The organism is Streptomyces sp. NPDC088350, assembly GCF_044753545.1.
Lineage (GTDB): Bacteria > Actinomycetota > Actinomycetes > Streptomycetales > Streptomycetaceae > Streptomyces.
Map to the genome: position 1 here is coordinate 158096 of NZ_JBIVNL010000006.1, position 25346 is coordinate 183441.

At 69.9% G+C, this 25346-nt stretch carries 23 protein-coding genes and 1 pseudogene; 11 read left to right on the top strand and 13 right to left on the bottom strand.

The annotated features are described in order from the left end of the window. The first annotated feature begins 68 nt into the window (after nt 1–68). Nucleotides 69–452, top strand: coding sequence for a hypothetical protein (locus ACIQBL_RS22130; protein ID WP_401944293.1), 384 nt, complete (start codon nt 69–71; stop codon nt 450–452). 36 nt (nt 453–488) lie between these two features. On the opposite strand, the gene ACIQBL_RS22135 is transcribed toward ACIQBL_RS22130, so the two are convergent. Next, on the bottom strand, nt 489–755 hold the full coding sequence (locus ACIQBL_RS22135) for a hypothetical protein (RefSeq protein WP_401944295.1): 267 nt from the start codon (nt 753–755) through the stop codon (nt 489–491). A 119-nt stretch (nt 756–874) separates the two neighbouring features. Then, the gene (locus ACIQBL_RS22140; protein ID WP_401944297.1) at nt 875–1324 is read right to left on the bottom strand and encodes an ATP-binding protein; all 450 of its coding nucleotides are present in this window, start codon (nt 1322–1324) and stop codon (nt 875–877) included. Between the two features lie 253 nt (nt 1325–1577). On the opposite strand from ACIQBL_RS22140, the gene ACIQBL_RS22145 reads away from it, so the two are divergent. Together ACIQBL_RS22145 and ACIQBL_RS22150 are read left to right on the top strand one after the other, a co-directional pair. Further along, nucleotides 1578–2429: a helix-turn-helix domain-containing protein gene (locus tag ACIQBL_RS22145; RefSeq protein WP_401944298.1), complete on the top strand. Its 852-nt coding sequence runs from the start codon at nt 1578–1580 to the stop codon at nt 2427–2429. Between the two features lie 3 nt (nt 2430–2432). Next, nucleotides 2433–2621, top strand: a complete 189-nt coding sequence (locus ACIQBL_RS22150) for a DUF397 domain-containing protein (protein ID WP_401944299.1) — start codon at nt 2433–2435, stop codon at nt 2619–2621. Here the strand turns inward: ACIQBL_RS22150 and ACIQBL_RS22155 are convergent. Further along, on the bottom strand, nt 2594–5278 hold the full coding sequence (locus tag ACIQBL_RS22155; protein WP_401944301.1) for an ATP-binding protein: 2685 nt from the start codon (nt 5276–5278) through the stop codon (nt 2594–2596). The genes ACIQBL_RS22150 and ACIQBL_RS22155 overlap by 28 nt on opposite strands. Nucleotides 5279–5287: 9 nt before the next feature. Next, nucleotides 5288–5773: a hypothetical protein gene (locus tag ACIQBL_RS22160; RefSeq protein ID WP_401944302.1), complete on the bottom strand. Its 486-nt coding sequence runs from the start codon at nt 5771–5773 to the stop codon at nt 5288–5290. Between the two features lie 275 nt (nt 5774–6048). Here ACIQBL_RS22160 and ACIQBL_RS22165 point away from each other — a divergent pair, with 275 nt between their 5' ends. From ACIQBL_RS22165 to ACIQBL_RS22175, 3 genes are all read left to right on the top strand, one after another. Next, on the top strand, nt 6049–6360 hold the full coding sequence (locus ACIQBL_RS22165; protein WP_401944303.1) for a DUF397 domain-containing protein: 312 nt from the start codon (nt 6049–6051) through the stop codon (nt 6358–6360). Between the two features lie 77 nt (nt 6361–6437). Further along, nucleotides 6438–7454 (top strand): intradiol ring-cleavage dioxygenase, encoded by a 1017-nt coding sequence (locus ACIQBL_RS22170; RefSeq protein WP_401944304.1) that lies wholly within the window; start codon nt 6438–6440, stop codon nt 7452–7454. Nucleotides 7455–7569: 115 nt separating this feature from the next. Beyond that, on the top strand, nt 7570–8943 hold the full coding sequence (locus ACIQBL_RS22175) for a polysaccharide lyase family 1 protein (RefSeq protein ID WP_401944306.1): 1374 nt from the start codon (nt 7570–7572) through the stop codon (nt 8941–8943). A gap of 98 nt (nt 8944–9041) precedes the next feature. Here the strand turns inward: ACIQBL_RS22175 and ACIQBL_RS22180 are convergent, their stop codons facing one another. From ACIQBL_RS22180 to ACIQBL_RS22210, 7 genes are all read right to left on the bottom strand, one after another. Further along, nucleotides 9042–9518, bottom strand: a complete 477-nt coding sequence (locus ACIQBL_RS22180; protein ID WP_401944307.1) for a hypothetical protein — start codon at nt 9516–9518, stop codon at nt 9042–9044. Nucleotides 9519–9643: 125 nt separating this feature from the next. Then, entirely contained in the window at nt 9644–11236 is a 1593-nt protein-coding gene (metG, locus tag ACIQBL_RS22185) for a methionine--tRNA ligase (RefSeq protein WP_401944309.1), read from the bottom strand. A 4-nt stretch (nt 11237–11240) separates the two neighbouring features. Further along, nucleotides 11241–12962: a methionine--tRNA ligase gene (gene metG, locus ACIQBL_RS22190; RefSeq protein ID WP_401944311.1), complete on the bottom strand. Its 1722-nt coding sequence runs from the start codon at nt 12960–12962 to the stop codon at nt 11241–11243. A gap of 154 nt (nt 12963–13116) precedes the next feature. Then, nucleotides 13117–15054 (bottom strand): VWA domain-containing protein, encoded by a 1938-nt coding sequence (locus ACIQBL_RS22195; RefSeq protein ID WP_401944313.1) that lies wholly within the window; start codon nt 15052–15054, stop codon nt 13117–13119. A gap of 229 nt (nt 15055–15283) precedes the next feature. After that, entirely contained in the window at nt 15284–17326 is a 2043-nt protein-coding gene (locus ACIQBL_RS22200; protein ID WP_401944314.1) for an FUSC family protein, read from the bottom strand. 26 nt (nt 17327–17352) lie between these two features. Next, complete coding sequence (locus tag ACIQBL_RS22205) at nt 17353–18384, bottom strand: endonuclease/exonuclease/phosphatase family protein (protein WP_401944316.1); 1032 nt, start codon at nt 18382–18384, stop codon at nt 17353–17355. A 36-nt stretch (nt 18385–18420) separates the two neighbouring features. Further along, nucleotides 18421–19182, bottom strand: a complete 762-nt coding sequence (locus ACIQBL_RS22210; RefSeq protein WP_401944318.1) for an alpha/beta fold hydrolase — start codon at nt 19180–19182, stop codon at nt 18421–18423. An 88-nt stretch (nt 19183–19270) separates the two neighbouring features. Here ACIQBL_RS22210 and ACIQBL_RS22215 point away from each other — a divergent pair. After that, nucleotides 19271–19408 (top strand): annotated as a pseudogene (locus ACIQBL_RS22215) (GntR family transcriptional regulator); the annotation flags it as partial. A 498-nt stretch (nt 19409–19906) separates the two neighbouring features. Further along, on the top strand, nt 19907–21229 hold the full coding sequence (locus ACIQBL_RS22220) for an aminotransferase class I/II-fold pyridoxal phosphate-dependent enzyme (protein WP_401945057.1): 1323 nt from the start codon (nt 19907–19909) through the stop codon (nt 21227–21229). Here ACIQBL_RS22220 and ACIQBL_RS22225 read toward each other — a convergent pair. Beyond that, nucleotides 21111–22043 carry a hypothetical protein gene (locus tag ACIQBL_RS22225; protein ID WP_401944320.1) on the bottom strand — a complete coding sequence of 311 codons (933 nt, stop codon included), beginning with the start codon at nt 22041–22043 and terminating at the stop codon, nt 21111–21113. The genes ACIQBL_RS22220 and ACIQBL_RS22225 overlap by 119 nt on opposite strands. A 178-nt stretch (nt 22044–22221) precedes the next feature. Here ACIQBL_RS22225 and ACIQBL_RS22230 point away from each other — a divergent pair, with 178 nt between their 5' ends. Next, nucleotides 22222–22791, top strand: a complete 570-nt coding sequence (locus ACIQBL_RS22230) for an SH3 domain-containing protein (RefSeq protein WP_401944321.1) — start codon at nt 22222–22224, stop codon at nt 22789–22791. A 70-nt stretch (nt 22792–22861) separates the two neighbouring features. Here ACIQBL_RS22230 and ACIQBL_RS22235 read toward each other — a convergent pair whose 3' ends face one another. Continuing rightward, the gene (locus ACIQBL_RS22235; RefSeq protein WP_401944323.1) at nt 22862–23341 is read right to left on the bottom strand and encodes a hypothetical protein; all 480 of its coding nucleotides are present in this window, start codon (nt 23339–23341) and stop codon (nt 22862–22864) included. A 103-nt stretch (nt 23342–23444) separates the two neighbouring features. On the opposite strand from ACIQBL_RS22235, the gene ACIQBL_RS22240 reads away from it, so the two are divergent. Together ACIQBL_RS22240 and ACIQBL_RS22245 are read left to right on the top strand one after the other, a co-directional pair. After that, nucleotides 23445–24080 (top strand): NAD(P)-dependent oxidoreductase, encoded by a 636-nt coding sequence (locus ACIQBL_RS22240; RefSeq protein ID WP_401944325.1) that lies wholly within the window; start codon nt 23445–23447, stop codon nt 24078–24080. A gap of 46 nt (nt 24081–24126) precedes the next feature. Further along, on the top strand, nt 24127–25302 hold the full coding sequence (locus ACIQBL_RS22245) for a PP2C family protein-serine/threonine phosphatase (protein ID WP_401945058.1): 1176 nt from the start codon (nt 24127–24129) through the stop codon (nt 25300–25302). Nucleotides 25303–25346: the final 44 nt, after the last annotated feature.

Sequence of the window (25346 nt, forward strand, 5' to 3'; positions counted from 1 at the left end):
GGGGAGTGTCATGGGCGCAGGGGTCGGATCGGCTCGTCCCGTGAACCACGTGAGGTCTGGAGGAAACGATGGGATTCGTTGTGCTGGCATTGCTGTTGATCGCGGGGGCGGGGTCCGCGGTGTTCGCGCTGCGGCGCTCACAGGGGGACCGGAAGCGGTCCGACCTGTCGGATCTTGACGCCGAGGTCGAGGCGAGCGGCTCGGTGCTGCGGCTCGGCGCGAGCCTGACGGTCCCCGAGGCGAGGGTCTGGGCGGGCGCCGGCGAGACGGTGACGCTGGCGCTGACGAATGCCGTCGAATGCCACCGGGCCGCCGCGGCCCAGCTGACCATGGCACGCACGGTGACGGAGTACGCGCAGGTGACCCGCACGGCGCGGGAGGGGCTGGCGTATGTCGCTGCGGCGCGCGCGGCGCTGGGGAGTGAGCCCGCGTTGGCGGACTCGGCAGCGTAGGAGCGGGAGAGAGTCCCTGCGGGGCGTGATGAGTTGTCAGACCTGATCGGTGCCGGGCTGGGGCTGGGGAGCCTCCGGGGTCTCCGGGGTCTCAGGGGTCTCGACGAACAGGTCTTCGGCCGTGGAGGCGGTCAGGGAACGGTCGAACCAGAGGGTGAGGGTGTCGAGGTCGGTGCAGGAGGTGATGCGTTCACGGATGTCGTGGGGGACGTCGATGCCGTGCTTCTCCAGCACACGCAGGATCAGCGAGGCGCGATTCTCGACTCTGCCCTCGGCGTGGCCTTCAAGGTAGGCCTTCTTCATGCTTGTGCTCCGGATTTTCGGTACGTCGGATGTGACCATGCGCGCAACCTAGGTGGATCAAGGACGGAGATGTCCGGCCGATCGGGAGGGGTTCACCCTTTCGAGGGGCGAAGGAACGTTCAGGCGGCCGTGGTCAGTTCGCACCAGACGTACTTGCCCTTGCTGCCGTTCCTCGACAGCGGCTGCCAGCCCCACAGGTCGGCGCAGGCCTTGACCAGGCCCAGACCCCGGCCCTCCTCCAGGTCCAGGAGCTTGGCCAACTCCCTTGGGGGCTGAGGGGGTTCGGGGTTCGCGTCCCAGGCGCCGACGCGGAGGGTGCCGGGTTTCCAGGAGACCCGCAGGATTACCGGGCCTTTCGTGTGGCGTACGGCGTTGCTCACCAGTTCCGCTGCGAGGAGTTCGGCGGTGTCGACCAGGCCGATCAGTCCGTGCATCGTGAGGATCAGGCGGAGGGTGCGGCGGCTGACGGTGACGGCGCGGAGGTCTTGGGGGACGGTGAGGGTGTATTCCCAGGGGGTGGCCGGGGTGGCTGGGGCGACTTGGGCGGCTGGTTCTTCGGGTTCGGGCATGCGTGACTCCTGGTCAGGGAGGGGGAGTTGGGAGTTGGCGTGTGGTGCGGGGTGGCGGGCGGTGGCTTCTCGCGGCCGACATGGCATGGCGGGGCGGTGCGCTTCCGGGGTCCCGGCGTTCCGCAGGGTGTGCGTCGCGTCACTGACGGTAGGGCTAAATATTTGTCGCCCGCAAGTCGTCCGAGTAATCTGACACCCGATCGGGGAAGTTCAACACCGTTCTAAGACCGCACAGTTGGAGACTTGGAGCCGCATGCCCGCGAGGATTCAGCCGACCGCTCGCCAGCTGCGCCTCGGTGCTGAGCTGCGGAAACTACGGGAGACGGCGGGCTTGTCGTCCCGAGAGGCGGCGGGGCTGCTGAGCGTGGCCCCGGCGCAGATGAGTCAGTTCGAGGCAGGCAACGCAGGTATCACCGGCGAACGCGTGCGCAGGCTGGCTGCTCACTATGCCTGCACCGACATGGAGTTGATCGAAGCTCTCGCGGCGATGGCGATGGATCGCACGCGAGGATGGTGGGAACAGTATCGAGGTGTATTGCCACCTCCTTTCCTGGACCTGGCCGAACTGGAGCACCACGCCACATTCATCCAGGAGATCGCCACCGCGCATGTTCCCGGAGTGCTCCAGACCGAGGACTACGCCCGAGCTGTGTTCGCCTACTGGCGTCCGGATCTTCCGGAGAGCGAGCTTGAGCCAAGGGTGGAGCATCGTGGGTCCCGCCGACTGGTGCTTACACGAGAAGGGGCGGTCCCGTACACGGCGGTTCTGCATGAGTCCGTGCTGCGCACCCGTGTCGCCGACCGTCGTGTGGCTCGGGCTCAGCTCGAAGAGATTCTGAGCTTGGTGGAGCGTGCCAATGTCACCGTCCGCCTGATTCCTTTTGATGTGGATGGCTTCGGTGGGGCGAGCACGGCACTTATCTATGCGGGTGGCTCTGTCCCGGCGCTGGACACCGTCCACAGGGACATGCCGTACGGCTCAGCCTTCGTTGATGCCGCTGCCCAACTTGCCTCGATGCGAATGCTCTTCCGTAGGGTGGAGGAGGCTTCCCTGGACCCGGTTCGGTCCACGGAGTTCATTCACCACCTGCTGAAGGAGTTGTGAGTCGTGACCGAGTGGCAGAAGTCGTCGTTCTCCGGTGGCGCTGACGGCAACTCGTGCGTGGAACTTGCCTGCGGTGACGCCTCGTTGCTGCTCCGCGAGAGCGAGGACTCAGGTCGAATACTTCCGCTGAACCCCGCTGCCCTTGTAGCACTCCTCCAGTGTCTTCAGGTGGGCGGTCGAGTAAGGAGGTAGCCCGAAATGGAGGCTGGGGTCTCCTTGTTGAGGTGGCGGGCATCGGACCAGTTGCGTTGCTCGACGGGAGCGAGCAGGGACTCGACTGTGCACGCCCATGTCTGGCAAAGGGCGCGCAGGAAGACGCCGTAGAGGCCGCCGGACAGTCGCCACCACTCCTTCTGCCAGGTCAGAACAGTGTCGTTGCGTGCGTACTCGTAGGCGGGGTCACGGTTTGCGACGTCTGGGAAGACCTCGTTCAGCGGTGGGTTGAGGACCCAGACGCTTATCATGATCCAGTCGTCGGGTAGCCGTACCGTCTGGCCGGACAGGTAGTGGTAAACCTCCGGAGGTCTGCTTCGCAAGGCCAGGGGCAGACCGGTGGCCATGAAGACCTCGTTCTTGCCAGCGGCCCAGTCAACTACGTCGGCCGGGCGAAGGACGCCCTCCGCTGTGAGGGCGAACGCGATGTCGCTGGTGAGTTCGCCGAACGCGTTGTTGAGAGTGTGAGCTAGCTCCAGTTGCACTGCGTCCCCGAACTGCCCATTGCCACGCAGCTGCTCCTCCTGTCGACGCATCCACAGCCGGACCTGATCCTGGTTCGCGATGAGGCCTGCACGATCGCGGGAGGCTCGGCTGGGTCGGCCGGCGAGGTATCCCGAGAAGGAGATCGACTCGTCGGCGAGCAGGCCGTTCACCGTGACGACACCCTGGAAGTTGCGCCGGGACAAGTAGTACATGTCCTTCCAGAGCGTAGCCAGTCCGATTCGCCGTCCGTTGTCGTCCAGCAGCTCGGTGGCCCGCCCGATGAACTCGTCCCGCAACTGGAGACGTTGTTTCTCCTCTCCGACGCGCCGGTTGTCGGGATCGGGCGGATAAAGGCGATCGAAGACCTCCTCCGGTGATCCGGCGGCGAGAGAGAACGGGGCAAGGATGTCCGGGGCCGCGGCGCCGGGCTCCCAGCTGTGGATGGGTACCGCGTTCTCCAGCGCCAGCCGCCGGACCAGTTGGCTGAGCCGGTCGTCCTCGGTCCTGTAGAGCAGACCCTTCACGTCGTTGGGACTGCGCTTGAGCGTGACGCGCACGGTCGTGCCCTCCGGGACCCAGTCTGCGGTGGGTAGCGGAGTGAGCAGGGGGCGAGCGGTAGGGCCGTCGAAGGCGAGGCGGCGGGCGTCCTGGGTGGAGGAATCGTAGCGGCGGGTGGTCAGTTCGACCCGGTCGCCGAGCAGGAAGACTGAGAAGAAGCCGATACCGAACCGGCCGCCAGGCTGGAAGCCGCCGTCGGCGAGTCCGGGGAGCGCGTTGCGGATCTTCGGTGAACTCCAGCCGCTCGTACCGAAGTCGAGCAGACCGTGGATGAGGGTCTCCTCGTCCATGCCGATGCCGTTGTCGCAGATCTCCAGGCACCAGTTTTCGCCGGTCTCGGTCAGCCGTACCTCGATGCGCCCGTCTGTGAAGCCGGGTTGGAGGGAGCAGCGGGCCTGGACAGCATCCTGGGCGTTCTGGATCAGTTCTCGGACCGCAACCTCGGGCTCGTCGCCGTACAACTGCTCCCCTCCCAGGCTCTTGACCAGGGCGGGGACGTCGGTGACCTTGACAGTCGCGTCGATGGGGCGCCAGCCCTGCACACGGAAGAGTTCTGCGAAGCGCTCGGGAGAGTCGACTCCGGCGACCGCACGTGCGGCGAGCCGTTCCCGGCCGAGGTCGTGAAGCAGGGAATCAACCGACTTCAACTCGGCATCGATATCGCGCAGATAGCCCAGAGCCAGCCACCAGGAGGTCGCGTTCCGCGAGGAGAATGGGCGCAGCGAGGTGTACCGCACCCGATCGCCATGCAGATGCGGGCGGCTGATGTGTTCCTGGAACCGCCAGTGCTCGCGCGCCGTGCCCCTCGGACTGCGTAGGGAAAACAGCAGGGTTGGAGCACGGCGGCTGTCGATTTGTGTCGCGTCGGCCAGCCGGAGCACGCAGGCCAGTTTGAGCGGGTCGATGGTCCACTCGCTGGGCTGCCAGGGCAACGAGCCTATGGTGTGCCCGAATTCGCCTGCCAGTCGGCTTACCGGCCACCAGTGGCTGGCCGCCAGATCGCCGATCAGCGGGCCGTAGACCTCGCGCAACTGGACTTCCTCGATGAGGAAGATCTCGTTCCCAGTGCTGGACCGCCAGGGCTGGTCCACCAGACGTCGTGCCTGCTCAGCGTGCGTCTCACGGATCGCGGTTGCCCGACAGGCATCGGCGATCTCGGTGGGCGGCGCGTTCAGCGCCCTCTGGTCCGGCCAGCATCCCTTCCGGTGGTAGTACTCCACCGATACCAAGTCCCGCCACCGCTTCTCACCCAGCGCGTCGCGCACACTTGTCCGGTACGCTGCCGCCCCCATCGCCGCATCGTGCAGCACGAAGGCACAGCCCAGCACATACGCCTCGGCAGGATTCAACGTCACCTGCCGTCCGCAAACGAGATCAGCCGTCTCCCACAGCGCATCGACATGGCTGATGTCGTGCACCGTGAAGTCGGGCATGCTGCGCTCGTTCTCCTTGAGGAGTACAGCAGCCTTCCTACGCAGTTCGACGTACGACGTCCGCAGTCGTTCGCGCTGTTCGGCCTGGCCGTCGCCGCTCGGACGCGGGGCGAGGGTGTCCTGCCACAGGGGTGTACTGGTGTAGTCGTGCTCTGACACCGGGGACGATCACCTCATTGCCGGCAGGAGGAGGAACGCGGCGAGCATCCACATGGTGATCACCGAGACGAGGATGAAGAGCAGCACGTAAGTCTCGTACCAACGAAGGAAGTTGCCGGGACGCGGTCGTTTCCGGAAGCCGGGGCCGACCATCTCGTCGGTGATGTCACACTCTTCGTTACGGAAGTCGAGCCAGGCCAGGGCACCCACCACGATGAGCGTGCTGGTGAACGCGGCGACCATGGTGACGAGGGTCAGTAGCCCGATGACTCCGCCTCGGGCAGTGGCGGGCGGCACGCTCCACTTGCGGTAGCCGACGAAGAGAGCGAGAGCCGCGGTGACCAGTGCCGTGGCGAGCGTCTGGTAGAGGGCCAGGAAGCGGTGGGCGTTCTCGTTGACCGCGTGTATCTGCTGAAGGATGTACCGATACCGCTCCAGCGCGAACTCGTTGCGGACCGAAGCCGTTTCCGGCCTCATCTCCCCCGGTGCCGCCATCGCCCCCCACCCGTCTGAGCCCTCATCAGCATAGGTAACGCGGCTCCGCTTGGCACCCGGTGTTGCTCAGCTCATGCGTGGAGTTGCTGTTCATGGGCGGTCGCATGCCGGCGCTGGACGCGGGGCATCGGGATACCCGCCCTCGCCACGGCGTTCGTGGATGCACCGGCTCAGCTGCCAGCCACGCGAACGCTCTTTCGTAAGGTGGAAGCGGTGTCCCTCGAACCGGCCCGGTCCCGGGACTACCTTCATCGTCTGGCGAAGGAGCTGTAGACGTGATCCAGTGGCAGAAGTCCTCGTTCTCCGGTGGCGCGGCGGGCAATGAGTGTGTGGAACTGGCCCAGAGCCACGGCGCCTTGCTCTTCCGGGAGAGCGACGACCCCGCCCGAGTACTTCACGTCGCCCCCAGCAGCCTCGCCGCCGTAGTCCAGTGGCAGAAATCCAGCTTCTCCAACGGGAACGACGGGGCCAACTGCATCGAACTCGCCCACGCTCAAACCAAGTTGCTCTTCCGTGAGAGCGACACCCCCACCCGAATACTCCCCCTCACCCCCACCACCCTCCTCCACCGCATCCGCTCAAGCTGAGGAGACGACTTCAGGTTTCATGGGAAAGCACAGCTCACTCCCATACTCCGTACAGGCCTCTTACCTACCGTCCGGGCATGACGGGAAACGAAACAGCGCACCAGTCGCCGGAACAGCCGCACAGCGGATCACGTAACGAATCGCCCACGCACAAACGGGACTTGACCCGCCGCAAGGTCGTCGTCGTGGGTGGGGCGGCCGTCGCCGCGGTCGGTGTCGGGGGTGGGCTCGCCGCGAGTGCGTTCGCGGACGGGGCCGCCTCGCCCGTGTCCGCGAAGGGCACGGCCAGCGGTGCCGAGACGTGTTACACACTCACCTCGGAGACCACCGAGGGGCCGTACTACATCGACGCCGACAAGATCCGGCAGGACATCACCGAGGACGAGGAGGGCATTCCCATGACCCTCACGCTCAAGGTGATCGACGCGGAGACCTGCAAACCGGTCAGGAACGCGGCCGTCGACATCTGGCACTGCACCGCCCTCGGCGTCTACTCCGGTTACGAGGCGATGGGCAGCGGAGGTGGTGGGGGTGGAAGTGCTCCTACCGACGCGCCCTCGGGTACGCCGACCGACACACCGTCCGGTACCCCCACCGGCGAACCCCCGTCCGGTGCCCCCTCCGGCGGAACCGGCGGCGGACACTCCGAACCGACCGACGACGAGCGGTACTTGCGCGGCACCTGGAAGACCGACAAGCGCGGCTACGTCACCTTCAAGACGGTGTTCCCGGGCTGGTACCAGGGCCGTTGCGTGCACATCCACGTCAAGGTGCACGTCGACGGCAAGTGGACGGACGCCGGTTACGAGGGCGGACACACCTGCCACACGGGCCAGTTGTTCTTCGACGAGAAGTCGGTGCTGGCCTCGGCGAAGGTGGAGCCGTACTCCACCAACACCACCACCCGCACCACCCTCACCGAGGACACGATCTACCCGCAGAACGGCCACGAAGGCGGCCTGCTCTACCTCGCGTACGACAAGAAGCGCATCGCCAAGGGTGTCCGCGCCCACCTGACGATGGGCGTCGCCCCGGACGAGACGCACGACAGCACGGACACCCAGCCGAGCGCGTCGGCTTCGGCATCCTCATAGGGCGTAGGCCGTAATTGTGCGCAGGATCAAGAAAGTTGGCGTCTCGCGGCAACCTTCTTGATCCTGACGGCCACTGAGGAGTCGTAACCCCCTCACCGCACCGAAGGACTCCCCCGTGGCCACCGCTTCTCCCGTCCCTACCCCGTCCCACCGCCGCTCCCTCCGCAAGCGCCGCACGGTCGTCGTCACCGCTGCCGCAGCCGCCGCAGGCATCGGTGCCGGGTTCCTCGTGCTCAGCGCGAACGCCGCCAGTACCTCCGCCTCCGTCGACCTGTTCCACCAGACGCTCGGCGCCAAGGACGGCTGGGCGTCGTCCGGGACCGGTACCACCGGTGGCGCGAAGGCCGACGCCGCGCACACCTTCACCGTCAGCACCCGCGCCCAGCTCGTGAAGGCGCTGGGGTCCACGAGTGACACCACCCCGCGGATCGTCAAGATCAAGGGCACGATCGACGCCAACACCGACGACAGCGGGAAGAAGCTGACCTGCGCCGACTACTCGGCGGGGACCGGCTATTCGCTGTCCACGTACCTCAAGGACTACGCCCCCTCCACCTACGGCACCTCCAAGCTGCCCTCCGGTACGCAGGAGAAGGCGCGGCACGCCGCGCAGGTCAAGCAGGCGAAGAACATCGTCTTCAAGGTGCCGGCCAACACGACCGTCGTGGGCGTGCCCGGCACCAAGGCCGGGATCACCGGCGGCATGCTCCAGGTGCAGGGCGTGGACAACGTCATCGTCCGCAACCTGACCTTCGCCGCCACCCAGGACTGCTTCCCGCAGTGGGACCCCACGGACGGCGACAGCGGCAACTGGAACTCGCAGTACGACGCCGTGACGCTGCGCGGTGCCACGCACGTCTGGGCGGACCACAACACGTTCACGGACGCGCCGGGGCTCGACACCTCCGACCCGGCGTACTACGGCCGCCAGTACCAGATCCACGACGGCGACCTCGACATCACCAAGGGCTCGGACCTGGTGACCGTCGAGCGCAACCAGTTCACCAACCACGACAAGACGATGCTGATCGGCAGCAGCGACACCGACAGCGTCGGCAAGCTGCGCGTCTCCATCCACCACAACGTGTGGAAGGGGATCGTCCAGCGGGCGCCGCTGTCCCGGATCGGGCAGATCCACATCTACAACAACTACTACGACACGACCGCCCTCAACGGTTACACGCTCCTCTACAGCGTCAACTCCCGTGCCAAGGCGCAGGTCGTCGTCCAGAACAACTACTGGAAGGTGTCCGCGAGCCAGAAGCTCGGCAAGCTGTTCAGCGGCGACGGAACCGGCTCCATCGCGGGCAGCGGCAACCTCGTCAACGGCACGGCCACCGACCTCGTCGCCGCCTACAACGCCGCGAACTCCAAGAAGCTGAAGACCACGGTCAATTGGACGCCGACCCTCACGGCCGGCCTGGAGGCCACCGCCAAGAACCTGCCGACGGAACTCGCGACCACGACGGGCGCCGGCGTCCTCTCCTAGAGGAGACACCGACTGGAGGAGACACCGACGGTGCCGCTGGGCCCCGTCGCGGTTCAGGTCCGCGACGGTCACGGCGGCACTGCGGGCTCGACGCCGGCTCAGCTGTCGTACGTGCCGTCCCACGGCGGCCCGAAGGCGTGCCGGTCCGGGTACAGCTCCGCCCAGCCGCCGTCCTCGTCCTCCTCGACCAGCAGGCCGAACAGCACGCCGTCGACGGTGCGTTGGAAGGGGCGGACCGCGATGTCGGTGTAGCTGCGGCGGGGGAGGGCGCGGAGCAGCTTCGCCAGGTGGATGCGGGCCTGCGAGAGGACCGAGTCGTCGCCGTGCGGGGCGCGTTGCTGCTCGGCCCAGGTGCCGGCGCACCAGATCTCCGAGTCGCGGTACCGGCCCGCGGAGTCGAAGGTGTGGAGCACCGTGTAGAGACGTTTCTGCTCCTCCCAGCCGTCGTCGGGACGGAAGCCTTGGGGGAACGCGTAGGTGACCGACGCCAGGAACTGGCCGTCCGCGTAGCGGCCGACGGCGCCGCTGCGTTGATTCGGCTCGTAGGCGATCGGAATGACCTCGGGGACTGCCATGGCGGAACCTTACGGGTTGGCGCGAACACGTCTACGGCGGGGTCGGTCAGCGAGCCCGCACGACCCCGCCGAGTTGCCCCCGGGGCATCGGGGAGTGGGGCACGGCGACGAAGGATGAGTTCTGCTCAAGGAGCCGTGCCTTCAGCCGTACGGTCCTCAAGGCGCGGAAAGAGGACCGCGCCCTTCGTCACCGGGGAGCCGGGCGGGAGGCGGCCCCAGTCGGAGGCCTGCCGGATGCGCTGGTCCCGTAGCGGGCCCAGGGACGTCGAGGCGCCCAGGGAGTCCCAGAGGCGTTGGGATGTGTCCGGCATGACCGGTTCGAGGAGGATCGCGATCGCTCGGAGTGCGTCCGCGGCCGTGTAGAGGATCGTCGCCAGGCGGGTGCGGGCCTCGGGGGAGTCGGTCCTGGCGACCTTCCAGGGTTCCTGGTCGGTCAGATAGCCGTTGACCTGGCGGACGAAGTCGAAGACGGCCAGGATGCCGCCCTGGAAGTCGAGTTGGTCGCCGATACGGCGGTCCGCCTCCGAAGTCGCCGTGAGCAGAGCCGACTTGAGTGAGCGCTCGGCCTCGGTCTCCTCCCCCGGTGCGGGCAGCGCGCCGTCGAAGTACCTGACCGTCATCGCGGCCACCCGGGACGCCAAGTTGCCGTAGCCGTTGGCGAGTTCGCTGGTGTAGCGGGCGGTGAAGTCCTCCCAGGAGAACGAACCGTCCTGGCCGAAGGCGATCGCGCGCAGGAAGTACCAGCGGTAGGCGTCCACGCCGAAGTGCGCGGTCAGGGTCTGGGGGCTGATGCCGGTCAGGTTCGACTTGGACATCTTCTCGCCGCCGACCAGCAGCCAGCCGTTGGCGGCGATCCGGCCCGGCAGCGGCAGGCCGTTGGCCATGAGCATCGCCGGCCAGATCACCGCGTGGAAGCGGAGGATGTCCTTGCCGACCAGGTGGACGTCGGCAGGGAAGGTCGCCTCGAACCTCGCCGGGTTCTCGTTGTAGCCCACGGCGGTGGCGTAGTTGAGGAGGGCGTCGAACCAGACGTAGATCACATGCGACTCGTCCCAGGGGACCTTGACCCCCCAGTCGAAGGTCGAGCGGGAGATCGACAGGTCCTGGAGGCCCCGGCGGACGAAGTTCACGACCTCGTTGCGGGCCGAGGCGGGCTGGACGAAGTCCGGGTGGGCGTCGTAGTGGGCGAGGAGACGGTCGCCGTAGCCGCTGAGCTTGAAGAAGTAGTTCTCCTCCTTGAGGAGTTCGACCGGGCGGCGGTGGATGGCGCACAGCGGAGTCCCGCTGCCGTCCTCCGCCTCGATCAGCTCGCCCGGGAGCTTGTACTCCTCGCAGTGCACGCAGTACGGGCCCTCGTAACTCCCCTTGTAGATCTCGCCGTTGTCGTGCAGGTCCTGTACGAACTCCTGGACGCGGTCCGTGTGGCGGCGCTCGGTGGTGCGGAGGAAGTCGTCGTTCGAGATGGCCAGGTGGTCCCAGAGGGGCTTCCAGGAGTTCTCGACCAGGCGGTCCGCCCACTCCTGCGGGGGCACGCCGTTCGCCTCGGCCGTGCGCAGGATCTTCTGGCCGTGCTCGTCCGTGCCCGTGAGGAACCAGACGTCCTCCCCGCGCCGGCGGTGCCAGCGGGCGAGGACGTCGGCGGCCACGGTGGTGTAGGCGTGGCCGAGGTGGGGGGCGTCGTTGACGTAGTAGATGGGGGTGGTGACGTAGTACGTCATCGGGTCATCCCTGGTGGCCGCCGAACCGCTCCTTGTACGTCTCCAGGTCCTCGTCCGTGAGCTTCGCGAAGAGGACCGGGGGGACGGTGAAGGGGGTGCCTGCGGGGACGGTGGTGAGGGACTTCGCCTCGTCCGCGGACACCCACGTCGCCGTGTCGTCCTTCAACGCGAAGGCCTGGCGCATGGCCGCCGACGACGACGGGATGAAGGGTTCCGAGACCACCGCGTAGAGGTGGATCAGGTTCATCGCCGTGCGCAGGGTGAGGGCCGCTGCCTCCGGGTCGGTCTTGATCTCCAGCCAGGGGGCCTTCTCCTCCAGGTAGGAGTTGCCCGCCGACCACAGGGCGCGGAGCGCCGCCGCGGCCTTGCGGAACTGGAGGGCCTCCATCTGGGTCTCGTACTCGGCGAGCAGGTCGGCGATCTGCTCGCCCAGCTTCGTCTCCGGCTCGCCCGCCGCCGCGCCCGCCGGGACCTCGTCGCCGAAGCGCTTCTTGGAGAAGGACAGGACGCGGTTGACGAAGTTGCCGAGGGTGTCGGCCAGGTCCTTGTTCACCGTGGCGGTGAAGTGCTCCCAGGTGAACGACGAGTCGTCCGACTCGGGGGCGTTGGCGATCAGGAAGTAGCGCCAGTAGTCCGCCGGGAGGATGTCCAGGGCCTGGTCGGTGAAGACGCCGCGCTTCTGGGACGTGGAGAACTTTCCGCCGTAGTACGTCAGCCAGTTGAAGGCCTTGACGTAGTCGACCTTCTTCCAGGGCTCGCGGATGCCGAGTTCGGTGGCCGGGAACATCACCGTGTGGAACGGGACGTTGTCCTTGGCCATGAACTCCGTGTAGCGGACGGTCGCATCGCTCTCGTACCACCACGACTTCCAGTCGCGCGTCTCGCCCTCGGGGGCCGCGTCCGACCATTCCTTCGTCGCGCCGATGTACTCGATCGGGGCGTCGAACCAGACGTAGAAGACCTTGCCGTCCGCCGCCAGCTCCGGCCAGGTGTCGGCGGGGACCGGGACGCCCCAGTCCAGGTCGCGGGTGATCGCGCGGTCGTGCAGGCCCTCGGTGAGCCACTTGCGGGCGATGGACGAGGCGAGCTGCGGCCACTCCTCCTCGTGGGCGGCGACCCACTCCTCGACCTCGTGCTGGAGCTTCGACTGGAGGAGGAAGAGGTGCTTGGTCTCGCGGACCTCCAGGTCCGTCGAGCCGGAGATGGCGCTGCGCGGGTTGATCAGGTCGGTGGGGTCCAGGACTCGGGTGCAGTTCTCGCACTGGTCGCCGCGGGCCTTGTCGTAGCCGCAGTGGGGGCAGGTGCCCTCGACATAGCGGTCCGGGAGGAAACGGCCGTCCGTCGGGCTGTAGACCTGGCGGATCGCGCGCTCTTCGATGAAGCCGTTCTCGTTCAGGCGGCGGGCGAAGTGCTGGGTGATCTCCCTGTTCTGGGGGGAGGAGCTGCGGCCGAAGTAGTCGAAGGCGAGCGCGAAGCCGTCGTAGACCGCCTTCTGCGCGTCGTGCGCCTGTGCGCAGAACTCGGCGACCGGGATGCCCTGCTCCTTCGCGGCCAGCTCCGCCGGGGTGCCGTGTTCGTCCGTCGCGCAGATGTAGAGGACGTCGTGGCCGCGCTGGCGGAGGTAGCGGGAGTACACGTCCGCCGGGAGCATGGACCCCACCATGTTGCCCAGGTGCTTGATTCCGTTGATGTACGGAAGGGCGCTGGTGATGAGGTGTCGAGCCATCGGGGGGCTGCTCCCAGGTCGGTCTGGCTGGTGCGTTCCGTGTGGTGCGAACGCGTCTTGCGAACCTTGAAATCGTAGCCGACACGGGTGTGCCGCCCGCCTCCCGTTTTACGGGGTGGGAAGCGGGCGGCACGGGTTCGTCTGCGCGGTGGTGCTACGGGCGCCAGTCGATCAGTACGCCGTCGTAGAGCTCCGCGTCCGTGAGCTCCAGGGGGGTCGGGCCCGCGTGGAAGAAGGCCGTGTTGTCGGTCTTCAGCTTGCGGAGGTAGTCGAACGCCTTGTTCTCGTGGTCGCCGAACGCGACGAACGAGAAGAAGACCGAGGCGTGCGACTTCGCGGCGTCCGTGAGGGACTGGGTGGCCGGGGTCTTCGCGTCCGGGGCGCCGTCCGTCTGGAAGACGACGAGGGCGGGGGTGCCGGGGGTGGCGTTCTTGTCGTAGTGCGCGAGTACGGCTTCTACGGCGGCGTGGTAGCTGGTGCGGCCCATGCGGCCGAGGCCGGCGTGGGTGTCGTCGATCGCGTTCTCGGGGGAGGTGTCGGTGAGGTCGGTGGTGCCGTCGACCTCCGTGGAGAAGAAGACGACGTGGACGGTGGGGGTGGGGTCGGGGTCCAGGTGGGTCGCGAGGGCGAGGGTCTGGTCGGCGAGGGCCTGGGCGGAGCCGTCCTTGTAGTACGGGCGCATGCTCGCGGAGCGGTCGAGGACGAGGTAGAGCTTCGCTCGGGTACCGGTGAGGTCGGCCTTGGAGAGGGCGAGTGCGGCGGAACCGGCCCCCACGGCCTCGGCTGCGCCCTCGGCCTCGATCGTTTCCCCACCCGCACCGCCCGTGACGCTTTCGTCGTCGGGTGCGGGTGGCCCCTGTGGGGCGTCCTCGCCGTCGGCGGCTGCGGCGACAGCAGCAGCGGCGACAGCATTGGATGCCGCTGAGGCAGTGGCTGCGGCTGCGGCTGCCAGTACGGGTTCGGGCTCGGCTGCGGCCGCGGGTTCCGGTGCCTCAGCGGCTGCGGGCTCCGGTTCGGGGGTGACCTCCGCGACGGGTTCGGCGACCGGTTCGGCGACGGGTTCGGCGACGGGTTCGGGGGCTGTGGCGGGCTCCGCTTCGGCTTCAGCCTCCGGCTCCGGTACGACCTCGGCCACGGGCTCGGTGGTCGGCTCCGCCTCAGGGGTCGCTTCCGCGACGGGCTCCGCCTCGGCCGCTGCCTTCGGCTCTACGACGGGCTCGGCTTCCGCCTCGGGGGTGACCTCGGCGACGGGCTCCGCCTCGGGCTCGGGGTCCGCCTCGGCCGTGGGCCCGGCCTTTGCTTCGGGCTCGGCGACCGGCTCGGCGTCTGCCTCCGGCTCGGCGACGGGCTCGGCTTCCGTCAGCGGGGTCACCTCAGCCGCGGGCTCGGCGTCCGCGTCCGGCTCGACGACTGCCTTGGCCTCCGCCTCCGGCTCGACAACCGGCTCGGTCTCCGCCGTCGGCGTCACCTCAGCCGCGGGCTCTGCCTCCGGCTCGGCGACCGGCTTGTTTTCCGCCACCGGTTCAACGATCGGCTCGGCCTCTGCGGACGGCTCGACGATCGGCTCGGTCTCCGCTGCCGGAGTTACCTCAGCCGCAGGCTCTGTCTCCGGCTCGGCCTCCGCAGTCGGCTCGACAAGCGACTCGGTCTCCGCGACCTGCTCGACAAGCGGCTCAGCCATCGCGGGCGGCTCAGTCTCGACGACCGGCTCGACTACAGTCTCAGCCGCCGGCTCGGGCTCCCGCTCCCCCGCAGCCTCCGTGACGTCCGTGGTCTCCAGCGACGGTGTCGGTGTCGGCTTGGGTACCGCGACGTTGTCGAAGGCCGCTGCCACCAGCTCGTGCTCGTCGTCCTCGAACGTGGACGTGGACGTGGAGGATGTGCGGGGTTCCGGGACCTGGGCCGTTGCCGTGGGGGCGGGGGTGGGGGCGAGGTCGGGTTCCGTGGAGGGGGACGGGACCTTCGCGCCCGGTTCCCCTGTCACCGTGGTCGGCTGCTCTTGCGAAGGAGTGCGTTCCGCACCCTCTGTCTCGGCGGCACGCTCCTTGCGTGACCTGCCGAACGCATTCCGCAGGAGAGTGAGAATGCCCATGTGCGCAACCCTTCGCGTGAGTTGAAGCCGTCAATCCCTGGCCAGGACGGACACGTAAGGTTAGCGGCCTCGGATGGCGATCTTAGGCAGGGGCAAGGCGCGTGGGACGCGTCTCGTCAACACCCCCTGTTTCGGCCACCACTTCGCTCACCCGTTCACCTGCCCGTTCGCGGCGGACACGCCGCCCGCTCACGAAACACCGTGACCTGAGTGACGCCACGACGTGACCTCAGTGCGGGGAAGCGATCGCCCGTGCCGCCGCCACCTCCTGCCGCAGCGGCTCCAGCACACTCTCCGCCGGGCCCGTCAGATCCGTACGGACCTCCACCAGCACCTCCGACCCCCGTACGCCCTCCGACAACTCCCGCAGTTGGAGCGAGACTTGAGCCACCTCGGCCGGTGACGGCGGCGGTGCCCCGTGTTTCACCCGTACCCTCGCCGCCGTCGTCGCGTCGACGATGCGTTCCACGGCGACGACGAGCGGGAGCCAGCCGGCGGCCAGGCGGCCGGTGGGCGGGGGTTCGGTGAGGGCGCGTTGGAACTCGGTGCGGATGACGGACAGGTCGCGGTAGAGGCGGCGGCGCATGCGGGCGCGGGCGGCCGGGTCACCCTTCGCCCCAGATGGGCCAGATGGGCCAGAAGGGCCAGAAGGTTCGGAAGGGTCGGATGGGCCAGAAGGTTCGGAAGGGTCAGAAGGGTCGGAAGGGTCTGAAGTGCCGAACGCCGTCTCCACATATCTCGCCGTGTCCGCCACCGCCTCCGCCAGGCGGTCGCCCACCCGTGTGTGCCAGCTCTCCGGCCAGAGCAGATAGCCCGCCACCAGCGCGATCCCGCAGCCGATGAGCGAGTCCACCAGGCGGGGGAGCAGCAGGGCCGTGCCCTGGTGGTTCAGGACGTCGGACAGGAGCAGGATCACCGGGGTGATCGCCATCGTCTGGTAGCCGTAGCCACGGGGGGTGAGCGCGGGGATCAGCGGGGCCAGGAGGAGCAGGACCAGGACGTCCCACCAGCCCCTTGGCACCGCCGACAGCACCGCCGCCGCGATCACCAGTCCCGCCACCGTGCCCAGCGCGCGCAGCAGCGCCCGGGAGAAGACCGAGCCGAAGTCGGGCTTCAGGACGAACGTGATGGTGAGGGCGACCCAGTACGAGCGCGGTACCGGGACCGTCGACACCAGCACCTGCGCCAGGCCGATGCAGACCGCCAGGCGCAGGCCGTAGCGCCAGGAGCCGGAGGAGAGGAGGACGTTGCGGGCGGCCCGGGTGGCTCGGATGCGGAGCGCGGCCGGGCGGCCCAGGCGGTCGTCGATGCCGCGTGGGTCGACGTCGGGGGCGGTGACCACCTCCGCCGCGTGGCGCAGGGCGTGGTCGATCGCGCGGGTCGTCTCGCCGGTGGGGGCGGGGAGGTCGAGCCCTATCGGGCCGGTGTAGCCGGTCTCGACGGCGTGGGCGAGGTGGCGGACCGTCTCGCGGATCTGTGGGGGGAGGGGTCTGCCCGATTGGTGGACCGCGGGGGCTGCCTCCACCACCGGCGTGATGGCGTTCAACTGGGCGAGCAGGCGGGTGAGTTCGGGGCTGCGGCCGTGGTGGCGGGCGCGCCGGGCGAGGACAAGGTCGTAGGACTGGTTGAGGGATTGGGTGACCGTCTGGCGGGCCGCGTCGTAGGTCGCTGTCGGGTCGTCGCCGCAGGTGGCGAGGAGGTCGGCGACGGTGCGGTAGGTGTTCGCGACCGCCGTCCGTTCCGGGATGCCGGAGCGCAACGGCCAGGCCAGCAGGGCCAGGAGGAGGACCAGGAGGCCGCCGCCCGACATCAGTACGGGGGCCAGCCACCAGGCGCCGGGGAGTGGAAGTCCCGCGCCGATCACCGAGTTGAGGAGCAGGAGCAGGCCCGATACGGAGGCCACCGCGCCGATCGTCGAGATCATCCCGGAGGCGAGTGCGATGGCCGTCAGGGCGGTGACCGCGAGCCAGCCGTGGCCGTACACCGCAGCGCCCACCGTGACGCCTACGGCGCCGAAGAGCTGGGGGATCGCGATGTTGAGGATGCGCATGCGGTAGGCGTCGGCGGTGTCGCCGATGACGCCGGAGAGGGCGCCCATGGAGGCGAGGGCGCCGTAGGCGGTGTGTCCGGTGGCCAGGCCTACGGCGAGCGGGAGGGCCATCGCCACGGCGGCGCGGGCGATGGCCGGCCGGTTGAGGGGGGCCTGCTGTGGTTGGAGGTTCCTCACCAGCCAGTCGGGGGGTGTGAGGCCGATGGGGAACTCGCGGGACATGTGCCCATTATGGGCAGCCCTCGGGGCTATTCGTGCTGGTGGAGCGTGATGTCGACCAGGAGCGCGCGGTGGTCGGTGTGGGCGAGGTCGAGGAAGCGGGCGCTGTTCGTGGAGAAGTCGGGGGAGAGGAGGACGTGGTCGATCTGGGTACCGAAGGCCGGGGCGAACCTCCCCCACTGCCTGAAGGGCGGGGGAGGTGCCCCCACCGGCCAGCTGGGGGTGCGGGGGTGTCCGGCCATACGGGCGGCGTCGCGCAGGCCGGTGTCGAGTATGCGGCGGAAAGTCGCGTGGTCCTGGGAGGAGTTGAAGTCGCCGGCGAGGACGGTCGGGGTGGTGGGGTCGGCGGCGGCGAAGGCGCGCAGGCGGCCCAGTTCGCGGCGCCACAGGCCGAGCTGGTTCGGCAACGGGGGCATGGGGTGCGCGAGTTGGAGCCGTACGGGGTGGCCCTGGACGTCGGCCACGGCACCCGGCATGCCCATCGTGCCGGTGACGCCCTTCGTGCCCTTGAGGGGGAAGCGGCTGAGGACGACCGAGCCGTGCGAGCCGGCGGCGACGACGGCCTGCCGATACGGGAACTGGGTGCCGAAGTCCCGCCGCAGCGTGGCCTGGCAGGTGTACTCGCACTCCTCCACGAACACCACGTCCGGCCGCTCCCGCCGGATCACCGGGACCAGTGAGCCGGTCCCCCGCCCGAACTCGACGTTAGAGGTCAGCACCCGGAACTCGGCGACCGCCGGTCCGCTCGGTTCACCGCTCTTGCCGTACGGCTCGATGAACCACGCCAGCAGGCCGAGCAGGGCGACGCCCCACACCAGGCCGAGCCGCCAGCGGGTGAGCAGGGCGAGGAGGAGTCCGAGTCCCGTGGGGGCGAGCAACCAGGGCAGGAAGGCGAGGAGTTGGGGGACGGGGGTGACGGCGTCGGTGTCGGCCGCACGACAGCCGACGAGCACGCTCACGCCGGTGAAGAGGAGTCCGGCGCACCAGGTCGTGAAACGGCGGGCGCGGTGGCGCTCGGGCACGAAGTCGGCGGCGGTCCACTCGGAGGTCGCGGCGCTCAAGAGGTGACCTTCCGCCAGTGGACGTAGACGCCCAAATCATCCCACGCGGGCCAGGAACTCCCCCAGGATCTCGTTGAACTCCTTCGGGCGTTCGAGGTTCGGCATATGGGCCGCGCCGTCGATCACGTGGAGCGTGGAGTCGGGGAGCGCCGCGTGCATCGCCTCCGCGTCGGAGACCGGGGTGTAGGTGTCGTCGGCGCCGACGACCACCAGGGCCGGGACCGTCACCCTGGTCAACAGGTCGCGGTAGTCGGGGCGTTGGGCACGGGCACGCAGGGCTGCGGCGGCGGCCTCGGGGGCGGTGGCCGTCATCATGCCGTGCACGTGGGCCTTGACCCGAGGGTCCGCGTCCGGTGCCACCATCTTCTCCAGCACCTCGTCGGCGTAGCCGCGCATGCCCTCGCGCAGGAGGCGGTCGGCGGTGGTGTTCCGGACGCGGGCGGCCTCCGGGGTGTCCGCCGCGGGGAAGGTGTCGGCGAGGACGAGACCCCGGACGCGCTCGGGGAACCGGCCGTAGCAGTCCATCGCGATCTGGCCGCCCATCGACAGCCCGGCCAGCACGAAGGTCTCCACCCTCGACTTGTCCAGCAGTGCCTCGATGTCGGCGGCGAAGTCCGAGAAGCGGGTGACGGTGGAGGGTGTGGGGGTGCGGCTGGTGCGGCCGTAGCCGCGCAGGTCGGGGGCGATCACCTGGCGGGCGGGGGAGAACGCCTCGATCTGCGGGGTCCACATCGTGTGGTCGAAGGGGTGGCCGTGGATGAGGACAAGGGGGATATAGGGCGAAGTATGGGGTGCCATGTGATCGACCCTAGGTCCGCCCGACTCCTCGGTGCAATAAGATCTTTGCCCTCGGTGCAATCCGGGGAGAGGGGGCAGGGGGGAAGCCATGGCCGACTACCGGCGCATCGCCGACCGTGTCGCGGACGACATCGCGTCCGGGCGTCTCCGGCCGGGCCAACAGCTGCCCCCGCAACGGGTGTTCGCCCGGCGACGCGGGATCGCCGGGTCCACCGCCGGGCGGGTGTACGCCGAACTCGTGCGCCGGGGACTGGTGGTGGGCGAGGTCGGACGCGGCACCTTCGTCCGGGCCGCGGCGGCGGCGCCGAACGGGCGGGCACTGATCGAGGCGGCGACGACGGCACGGGTGAACCTGGAGCTCAACTACCCTTCCGCGCCGGGCCAGTCGGAGCTACTGGCTCCCGCCCTCGCCCCCCTCCTCCGCCCCGACGTCCTGACCGAGGCCCTGCACCCGGCCCCGGCGACCGGCACGGCGGCGGCCCGCGAGGCGACGGCGGCGGTGCTTGCCGGGGCGGGGGGTTCCGACGTATCCGGGGGCTTCGCCGGGTCGGGGGGTTTTGGCACATCCGTCGGCCCCGCCGTATCCGTCGGCTTGACCGAGCCTGGCGGCTCCGCAGAGGCTGGCGGCTCCGCCACACCCGTCGGCTTCACGGGGCCTGGCGGCTCTGCCGAGGCCGGCGGCATCACCGAGCCTGGAGGCTTCGCCGCGTCGGGCGGCCCCGCCATATCCGGTGGCTTGACCGAGGCGGGCGGTTTCACCCGGCCTGGCGGCCCCGCCACACCCGTCGGCTTCACCGAGCCTGGAGGCTTCGCCACGTCAGGCGGCCCTGCCATATCCGTCGGCTCCGCCGACGCTGGCGGCTCCACCGGGCCCGGCGGCTCTGCCGCGCCCGGCGCTCCGGCCGCGCCCGGCACGCCCGGCGCGCCCGCTACTCCCGGCGTGCCCCGCGTGCCCGGTACGCCCAGCGCTTCCGGCGCGCCCGCTGTGCCCAGTATGCCCGCCACTCCCCGCGTGCCTGCCACTTCCCGCGTACCCGCCGCTCCCGCCACGCTCACCCCCCTCGTCCCCGCCACCCGGCCTCCCGCCACGCTCACCCGCCTCGTCCCCGCCACCTGGCCCCCCGCCCCCCACCGCATCCTCTTCACCGGCAACGCCCGGCAGGGCATCGCTGCCGCTCTTGCCTCGTTGGTTCGGCCGGGTGGGCGGGTTGGGGTGGAGCCGTTGACGTATCCGTTGGTCAAGGAGATCGCGGTGCGGCTCGGGATCACTCTCGTCGCGTTGGAGGTGGACGACGAGGGGCTGTGTCCGGAGTCCGTTGCCGTCGCGCATCGCTCCGCTCCGCTCTCCGCGCTGTATCTTCAGCCGACGCTCCACAATCCGACCTCGGTGACGACCAGTGCGGCGCGGAGGGTCGACATCGCCGGTGTGGTGACGGAGTTGGGGCTGGCCGTCGTCGAGGATCGGATCTGGGCGTTTCTTCGTCCGGACTCCCCCGCGCCGCTCGCCGCCCACGCCCCCGGGCTCGTCCATGTCGTGGACGGGCTGTCCAAGCGGGTCGCGCCGGGGCTCACCGTCGGGTTTCTCGTCGTGCCCGAGGAGCGGGTCGAGGCCGTGGCCGCCGCGATCCGGTCGGGCGGGTGGAGTGCGGGGCGCTTCGCGTTGGAGGCCGGGGTGCGGTGGATGGCGGACGGGACGGTGGAGCGGCTGGTCGCCGCGAAGCGGGTGGACGCCGCGGGGCGGCAGCGGATCGTCGCCGAGGAGTTGGACGGGTTCGCCGTGCGGTCCGATCCGCTCGCCTATTACGCCTGGTGGGAGTTGCCCGCGCCGTGGCGGGCGGACACGTTCACGGCAGCCGCGGCGGCGCACGGGATCGCCGTCACGCCCGGGACCGCGTTCGCGGTGGATCCGAAGCGGACGCCGGACGCGGTCAGGCTTGGGCTCGCGTCGGCTGCTGTGCCCGATCTGCGGCGGGCGTTGCGGACGCTCGCCGGTCTCGCAGGAGGCGCAGCAGCAGGAACTCCCGTGCCGGGCGGGCGTACCGGGTGAGCCAGGCCGCCCCGGCCACCGTCAGACCCACGCCCAGCAGCAGCCACGCGACCGTGCGCAGGGTCGCGGTCAGGGCGTCGTAGATCGCGCCCCCCGCCGCCTGGGAGACCTCCGCCGGGAGGTCGGCGACGGTGAAGTGGCGGCCGATCGTGAGGGCGAGGCCGAGCAGGGCGCCGCCGAGGGCCGTGCCGAGGGCGGTCGCCGTGATCGCGCGGCGGCGGCGCACGGCGACGGCGATGCCGGTGACGGCGAGGACGGCGGCGGCGACGGGGAGCCAGAAGCCGGCGACTTCGAGCACGTGGAACCCCTTCCGGAGCGGGCCCAGTTCACCGGCGGCGAGGACCGCGACCTCGGTGTGCTGGACGGGGATACGGTTCGCCAACGGCACGTGTTCGTGGGCCAGTTGACGTTTGATGTGGGTGGTCAGCGGGGCCAGGTCTACGGTGACCGTGCCGTCCCTGTCCTCGTCCTCCAGGGCCTGGAGGACGGCGTCGTGGGTCGCGCGGTTGCCCTCGTCCCAGGCCAGGCGGAAGGCCTCGGTCTGCGTGAACGAGCGCACCGCGTCGTGCACGAACGGCGCCATCGTGCCCCGCATCCCGCCCACATGGACCTCGCGCAGGATGCCCGCGCCGACGGTGTCCGCGATCACGTCCCGGACGTCCGGGTCCGCGGCGAGCGGCGCCATCGCGGTGACGTAGCGCCCGGAGTCGGTCAGGTCGTACGCCGCCCAGGCCGCCAGCGCGCCGAAGGGCGTCAGGAAGCAGGAGAGGGCGACGAGTACGGCCGACAGGGCGCTCCGGAGACGTGGGGGCACTCCTCAAGGACAGGCGCGGAGGGCGCGGTGCGCCAGCCGGTTTCCTGCATTCGGGTGCGATGTCAAGCCGAACGGGTGCCCTGACCTCGGAACCCTTGGCGGAACTGGCCATTCCGCTCTCAGGTGGAGGGTTGACCCGAACGGGTGTTTCCTGGAACCGGGGAGAAGGAGGCCGAACATGCGCACCACTCCGGCCCTGCGGACTCTGGCCGCGGCCCTGCTCACCGGTGGCACCCTCGCCGTCGCGGCGGCGGGCACCACGGCGATGGCAGCACCGACCACGTACGCCGAAGGACATGGCGGTGGTGGCGGTGGCGGCAGTCCGATCTGGGGCACGATCGTCTCCCGCACGGATCTGAACGTGCGGCAGTCGCCCACCACGCACTCACCCGCCGTCGACACGCTCTCTCCGGGCAGTCAGGACCGCGTCCAATGCGTGGTCAGGGGACAGAGCGTCAACGGGAATCCCGACTGGTACTGGCTCGTCGGCGCCCAGGGCTGGGCCAGCGCCGCGTTCGTCGACACCGGCGGCCAGTGGGTGCCGTCCTGCTCGGACCCGTGTCCGGGCTGGAAGGACGGCGGCAGCACCAATTCCGGCAACTCCAACTGGAACAACGACCCGAACTGGAGCGACAACTCCAACTCCTGGAGCACCTCGGCCTCCGGGTCGTGGAGCGTCTCGGGTTCGTGGAGCTGGAGCGCCTCCGGGTCGTCGAGCGGCGGCGGCATCTGGAACTGGGCGCCGTAGCAGTACAAGAACGAGGTGGGCCCCAGCACCGAGTTGGTGCCGGGGCCCACACCCTTGTGCCGTGCGTCCGTCAGCGGATGCGGTTGCCCTCTCCGTCCTCGCGCGTGTAGTAGCGGTAGAAGAACACCAGGAAGACGCCCGCCGTGGTCGCGACCCCCACGGCCGCGGACCGCAGGACACTCTCGCCGGACTGGCTGTACAGGAAGCCGAGTGCCGCGCCCGCGAAGCCGGACTTCACCAGCGAGTGCAGTTCGCGCTTCAGCAGCGGGGCGAACCGTGCCACCGCCAGGCACAGCACGATGAACGCGAGCGCCGTCACGAAGCCGAACAGGATGTTCCAGCCCGTGATGGCACCGCCGCCGCGACGGTTGGCGGCTGCCCAGTAGCCGTAGACGAGCCCCAGGACGACCGGGATCGCCACCTTCGCCACGCGGTGGACGCGGGTGTCGAAGATGTCGGGCAGACCGCTCGGGCCGGTGAATCCGCCGGAGCCTTTCGCTCTGCCGGCCCGGCCGGTCATTCCGCCGGGCGTGGGTGCCGCTTGAGCCATGAGAGCACTCCTCTCTCTCGCCCCCGCCTACCAATGCACACCCCGGCGGAGGCGGTGGCAAGTCGGGGTGCGGCCTCGGTTGCCGCGTGTTTCGCTGGGGCGCATGAAGCTCGTACTCTTCGGCGCCACCGGCATGGTCGGCAGCCGGATCGCCACCGAGGCCTCGGCCCGCGGCCACCAGGTGCTGGCGGTCAGCCGCTCCGGCCAGTCGCCGGTCCCCGGGGTCACCGCCGCGGCGGCCGACGCGGCCGACCGGGAGAAGGTGGCCGAGCTGGCGCGCGGCGCCGACGCGGTCGCCTCCGCCTGCGTACCGCCGCGCGACGGCGGCGACCCGCGCGGCCCCTTCCTCGCCCTGAACGAGGGGCTCGTCGCGGGCGTCCGCGCGGCCGGTGTCGAACGGCTCATGGTCGTCGGGGGCGCGGGAGGGCTTGAGGTGGCCTCCGGGCAGGTGCTCAGCGAGCAGCCCGGCTTCCCCGAGGCCTACCTCCCCGAGGCCCGCGCCCACCGCGACGTCCTCGCCTACTACCGCACCCTCGACGACCTCGACTGGACCTACGTCTCCCCCGCCGCCGAGATCGCCCCGGGCAGACGCACCGGCCGCTTCCGCGTGGGCGGGGACCGGTTCATGACCGACGACCAGGGCCGCAGCTTCGTCAGCGCCGAGGACTACGCGGTCGCCTTCGTCGACGAACTGGAGCAGCACGCCCACCCGCGCGACCGGATGTCGGTCGCGTACTGATGTCCGGCGCATACTGACGGCTGTGAGCGGGCGCGGAGTCGGACCGGTGCGCTACGGCGCCTCGGGCAGCTCCCCGCTCGACGGGGTGCCCGGCGCCTGGCGGGACCCCGACGCGCTCCGGCGCCAGCAGCTGCTGCGGGTCGGCGGGCGCAGTGTCGCCTGGGTGCCGCCGCTGCTGGTCCTCGTCACCATCCTGCTCGTCGACTGGTACACCGGCGGCGAGTTCCGGACCGTCTCGTGGATCGTGCTCGTGCCCGGTATCGCCGCCGCGATCTGCGGGGTGCGCGGCACGGCCGTGTTCGCGGCGCTGGGCCTGGCCACCTACGTCCTCGCCGACCACTCCTGGCCGCGCCAGTACCGGACCGGCCTGCCCGACTTCATCCTCGTCGGCGTCGGCGGCGCCCTCGCCGTGCTGGCCTGCGCGGTCCGGGTGCGCGGCGAGCGCCGCATGCTGCACATGCGGGACGTCGCCGAGACCACCCGCCGCACCCTGCTGCGCCCGCTGCCACCGGGCTGGGGCGGCCTCGACCACGCGGCCGTCTACCTCGCCGCGGACGCCGTCGCCCGCGTCGGCGGCGACTTCTACGACATCCAGCCCGGCCTGCACGGCACCCGCGCCCTCGTCGGCGACGTCCAGGGCAAGGGCCTCGGCGCGGTGGAAGCGGCGGCGGCGCTGCTGGGCACGTTCCGCGAGGCGGGCTACCACGAGCCGGACCTCGCCACCGTCGCCGCGCGCCTCGACGTCCGCATACTGCGGCACGGGCTGCATCTCGCCGCCCTCGGCCGCGAGGACGTCGACCGGTTCGCCACGGCCGTGCTGCTGAGCTTCCCCGCCGGCGACCCGACCACGGTCGAGGTCGTCAACTTCGACCACGAACCCCCGCTGGTCGTAGGCCCGTTCGGGGTACGGTCCCTGCCGCCCGGGCACGGACTCCCGCTCGGGCTGGGCGAGTTGGCCGGCATGGACGGCCCGCCGCCGACCCTCCGCATCCCCCTCGCGCCCGGCGAGACCCTTCTCATCGTCACCGACGGGGTGACCGAGGCGCGCGACAGCGCGGGCGTCTTCTACCCCCTCAAGGAACGTGTCTCCGAGGGTCTCCTGGCCGATCCGCGCACCGCCGACCCCGTCCGCCTCGTCGCCCACGTCCGCGACGGCACGCTGGCCCACTGCGGCGGACATCTCGCCGACGACACCACGATCTTCGCGGTACGGCGGTCGTGACATCACCCTTTGCGGCAGCAGAGGTTCGGCGGGGGTTACGGTGC

Excerpts from the sequence above, each read along its gene's own strand:
- ACIQBL_RS22160 (WP_401944302.1), bottom strand. The coding sequence starts at position 5,773 with ATGGCGGCACCGGGGGAGATGAGGCCGGAAACGGCTTCGGTCCGCAAC.
- metG (WP_401944311.1), bottom strand. The coding sequence starts at position 12,962 with ATGGCTCGACACCTCATCACCAGCGCCCTTCCGTACATCAACGGAATC.
- metG (WP_401944309.1), bottom strand. The coding sequence starts at position 11,236 with ATGACGTACTACGTCACCACCCCCATCTACTACGTCAACGACGCCCCC.
- ACIQBL_RS22195 (WP_401944313.1), bottom strand. The coding sequence starts at position 15,054 with ATGGGCATTCTCACTCTCCTGCGGAATGCGTTCGGCAGGTCACGCAAG.
- ACIQBL_RS22145 (WP_401944298.1), top strand. The coding sequence starts at position 1,578 with ATGCCCGCGAGGATTCAGCCGACCGCTCGCCAGCTGCGCCTCGGTGCT.
- ACIQBL_RS22210 (WP_401944318.1), bottom strand. The coding sequence starts at position 19,182 with ATGGCACCCCATACTTCGCCCTATATCCCCCTTGTCCTCATCCACGGC.
- ACIQBL_RS22200 (WP_401944314.1), bottom strand. The coding sequence starts at position 17,326 with ATGTCCCGCGAGTTCCCCATCGGCCTCACACCCCCCGACTGGCTGGTG.
- ACIQBL_RS22240 (WP_401944325.1), top strand. The coding sequence starts at position 23,445 with ATGAAGCTCGTACTCTTCGGCGCCACCGGCATGGTCGGCAGCCGGATC.
- ACIQBL_RS22135 (WP_401944295.1), bottom strand. The coding sequence starts at position 755 with ATGAAGAAGGCCTACCTTGAAGGCCACGCCGAGGGCAGAGTCGAGAAT.
- ACIQBL_RS22180 (WP_401944307.1), bottom strand. The coding sequence starts at position 9,518 with ATGGCAGTCCCCGAGGTCATTCCGATCGCCTACGAGCCGAATCAACGC.
- ACIQBL_RS22230 (WP_401944321.1), top strand. The coding sequence starts at position 22,222 with ATGCGCACCACTCCGGCCCTGCGGACTCTGGCCGCGGCCCTGCTCACC.
- ACIQBL_RS22130 (WP_401944293.1), top strand. The coding sequence starts at position 69 with ATGGGATTCGTTGTGCTGGCATTGCTGTTGATCGCGGGGGCGGGGTCC.
- ACIQBL_RS22140 (WP_401944297.1), bottom strand. The coding sequence starts at position 1,324 with ATGCCCGAACCCGAAGAACCAGCCGCCCAAGTCGCCCCAGCCACCCCG.
- ACIQBL_RS22170 (WP_401944304.1), top strand. The coding sequence starts at position 6,438 with ATGACGGGAAACGAAACAGCGCACCAGTCGCCGGAACAGCCGCACAGC.
- ACIQBL_RS22235 (WP_401944323.1), bottom strand. The coding sequence starts at position 23,341 with ATGGCTCAAGCGGCACCCACGCCCGGCGGAATGACCGGCCGGGCCGGC.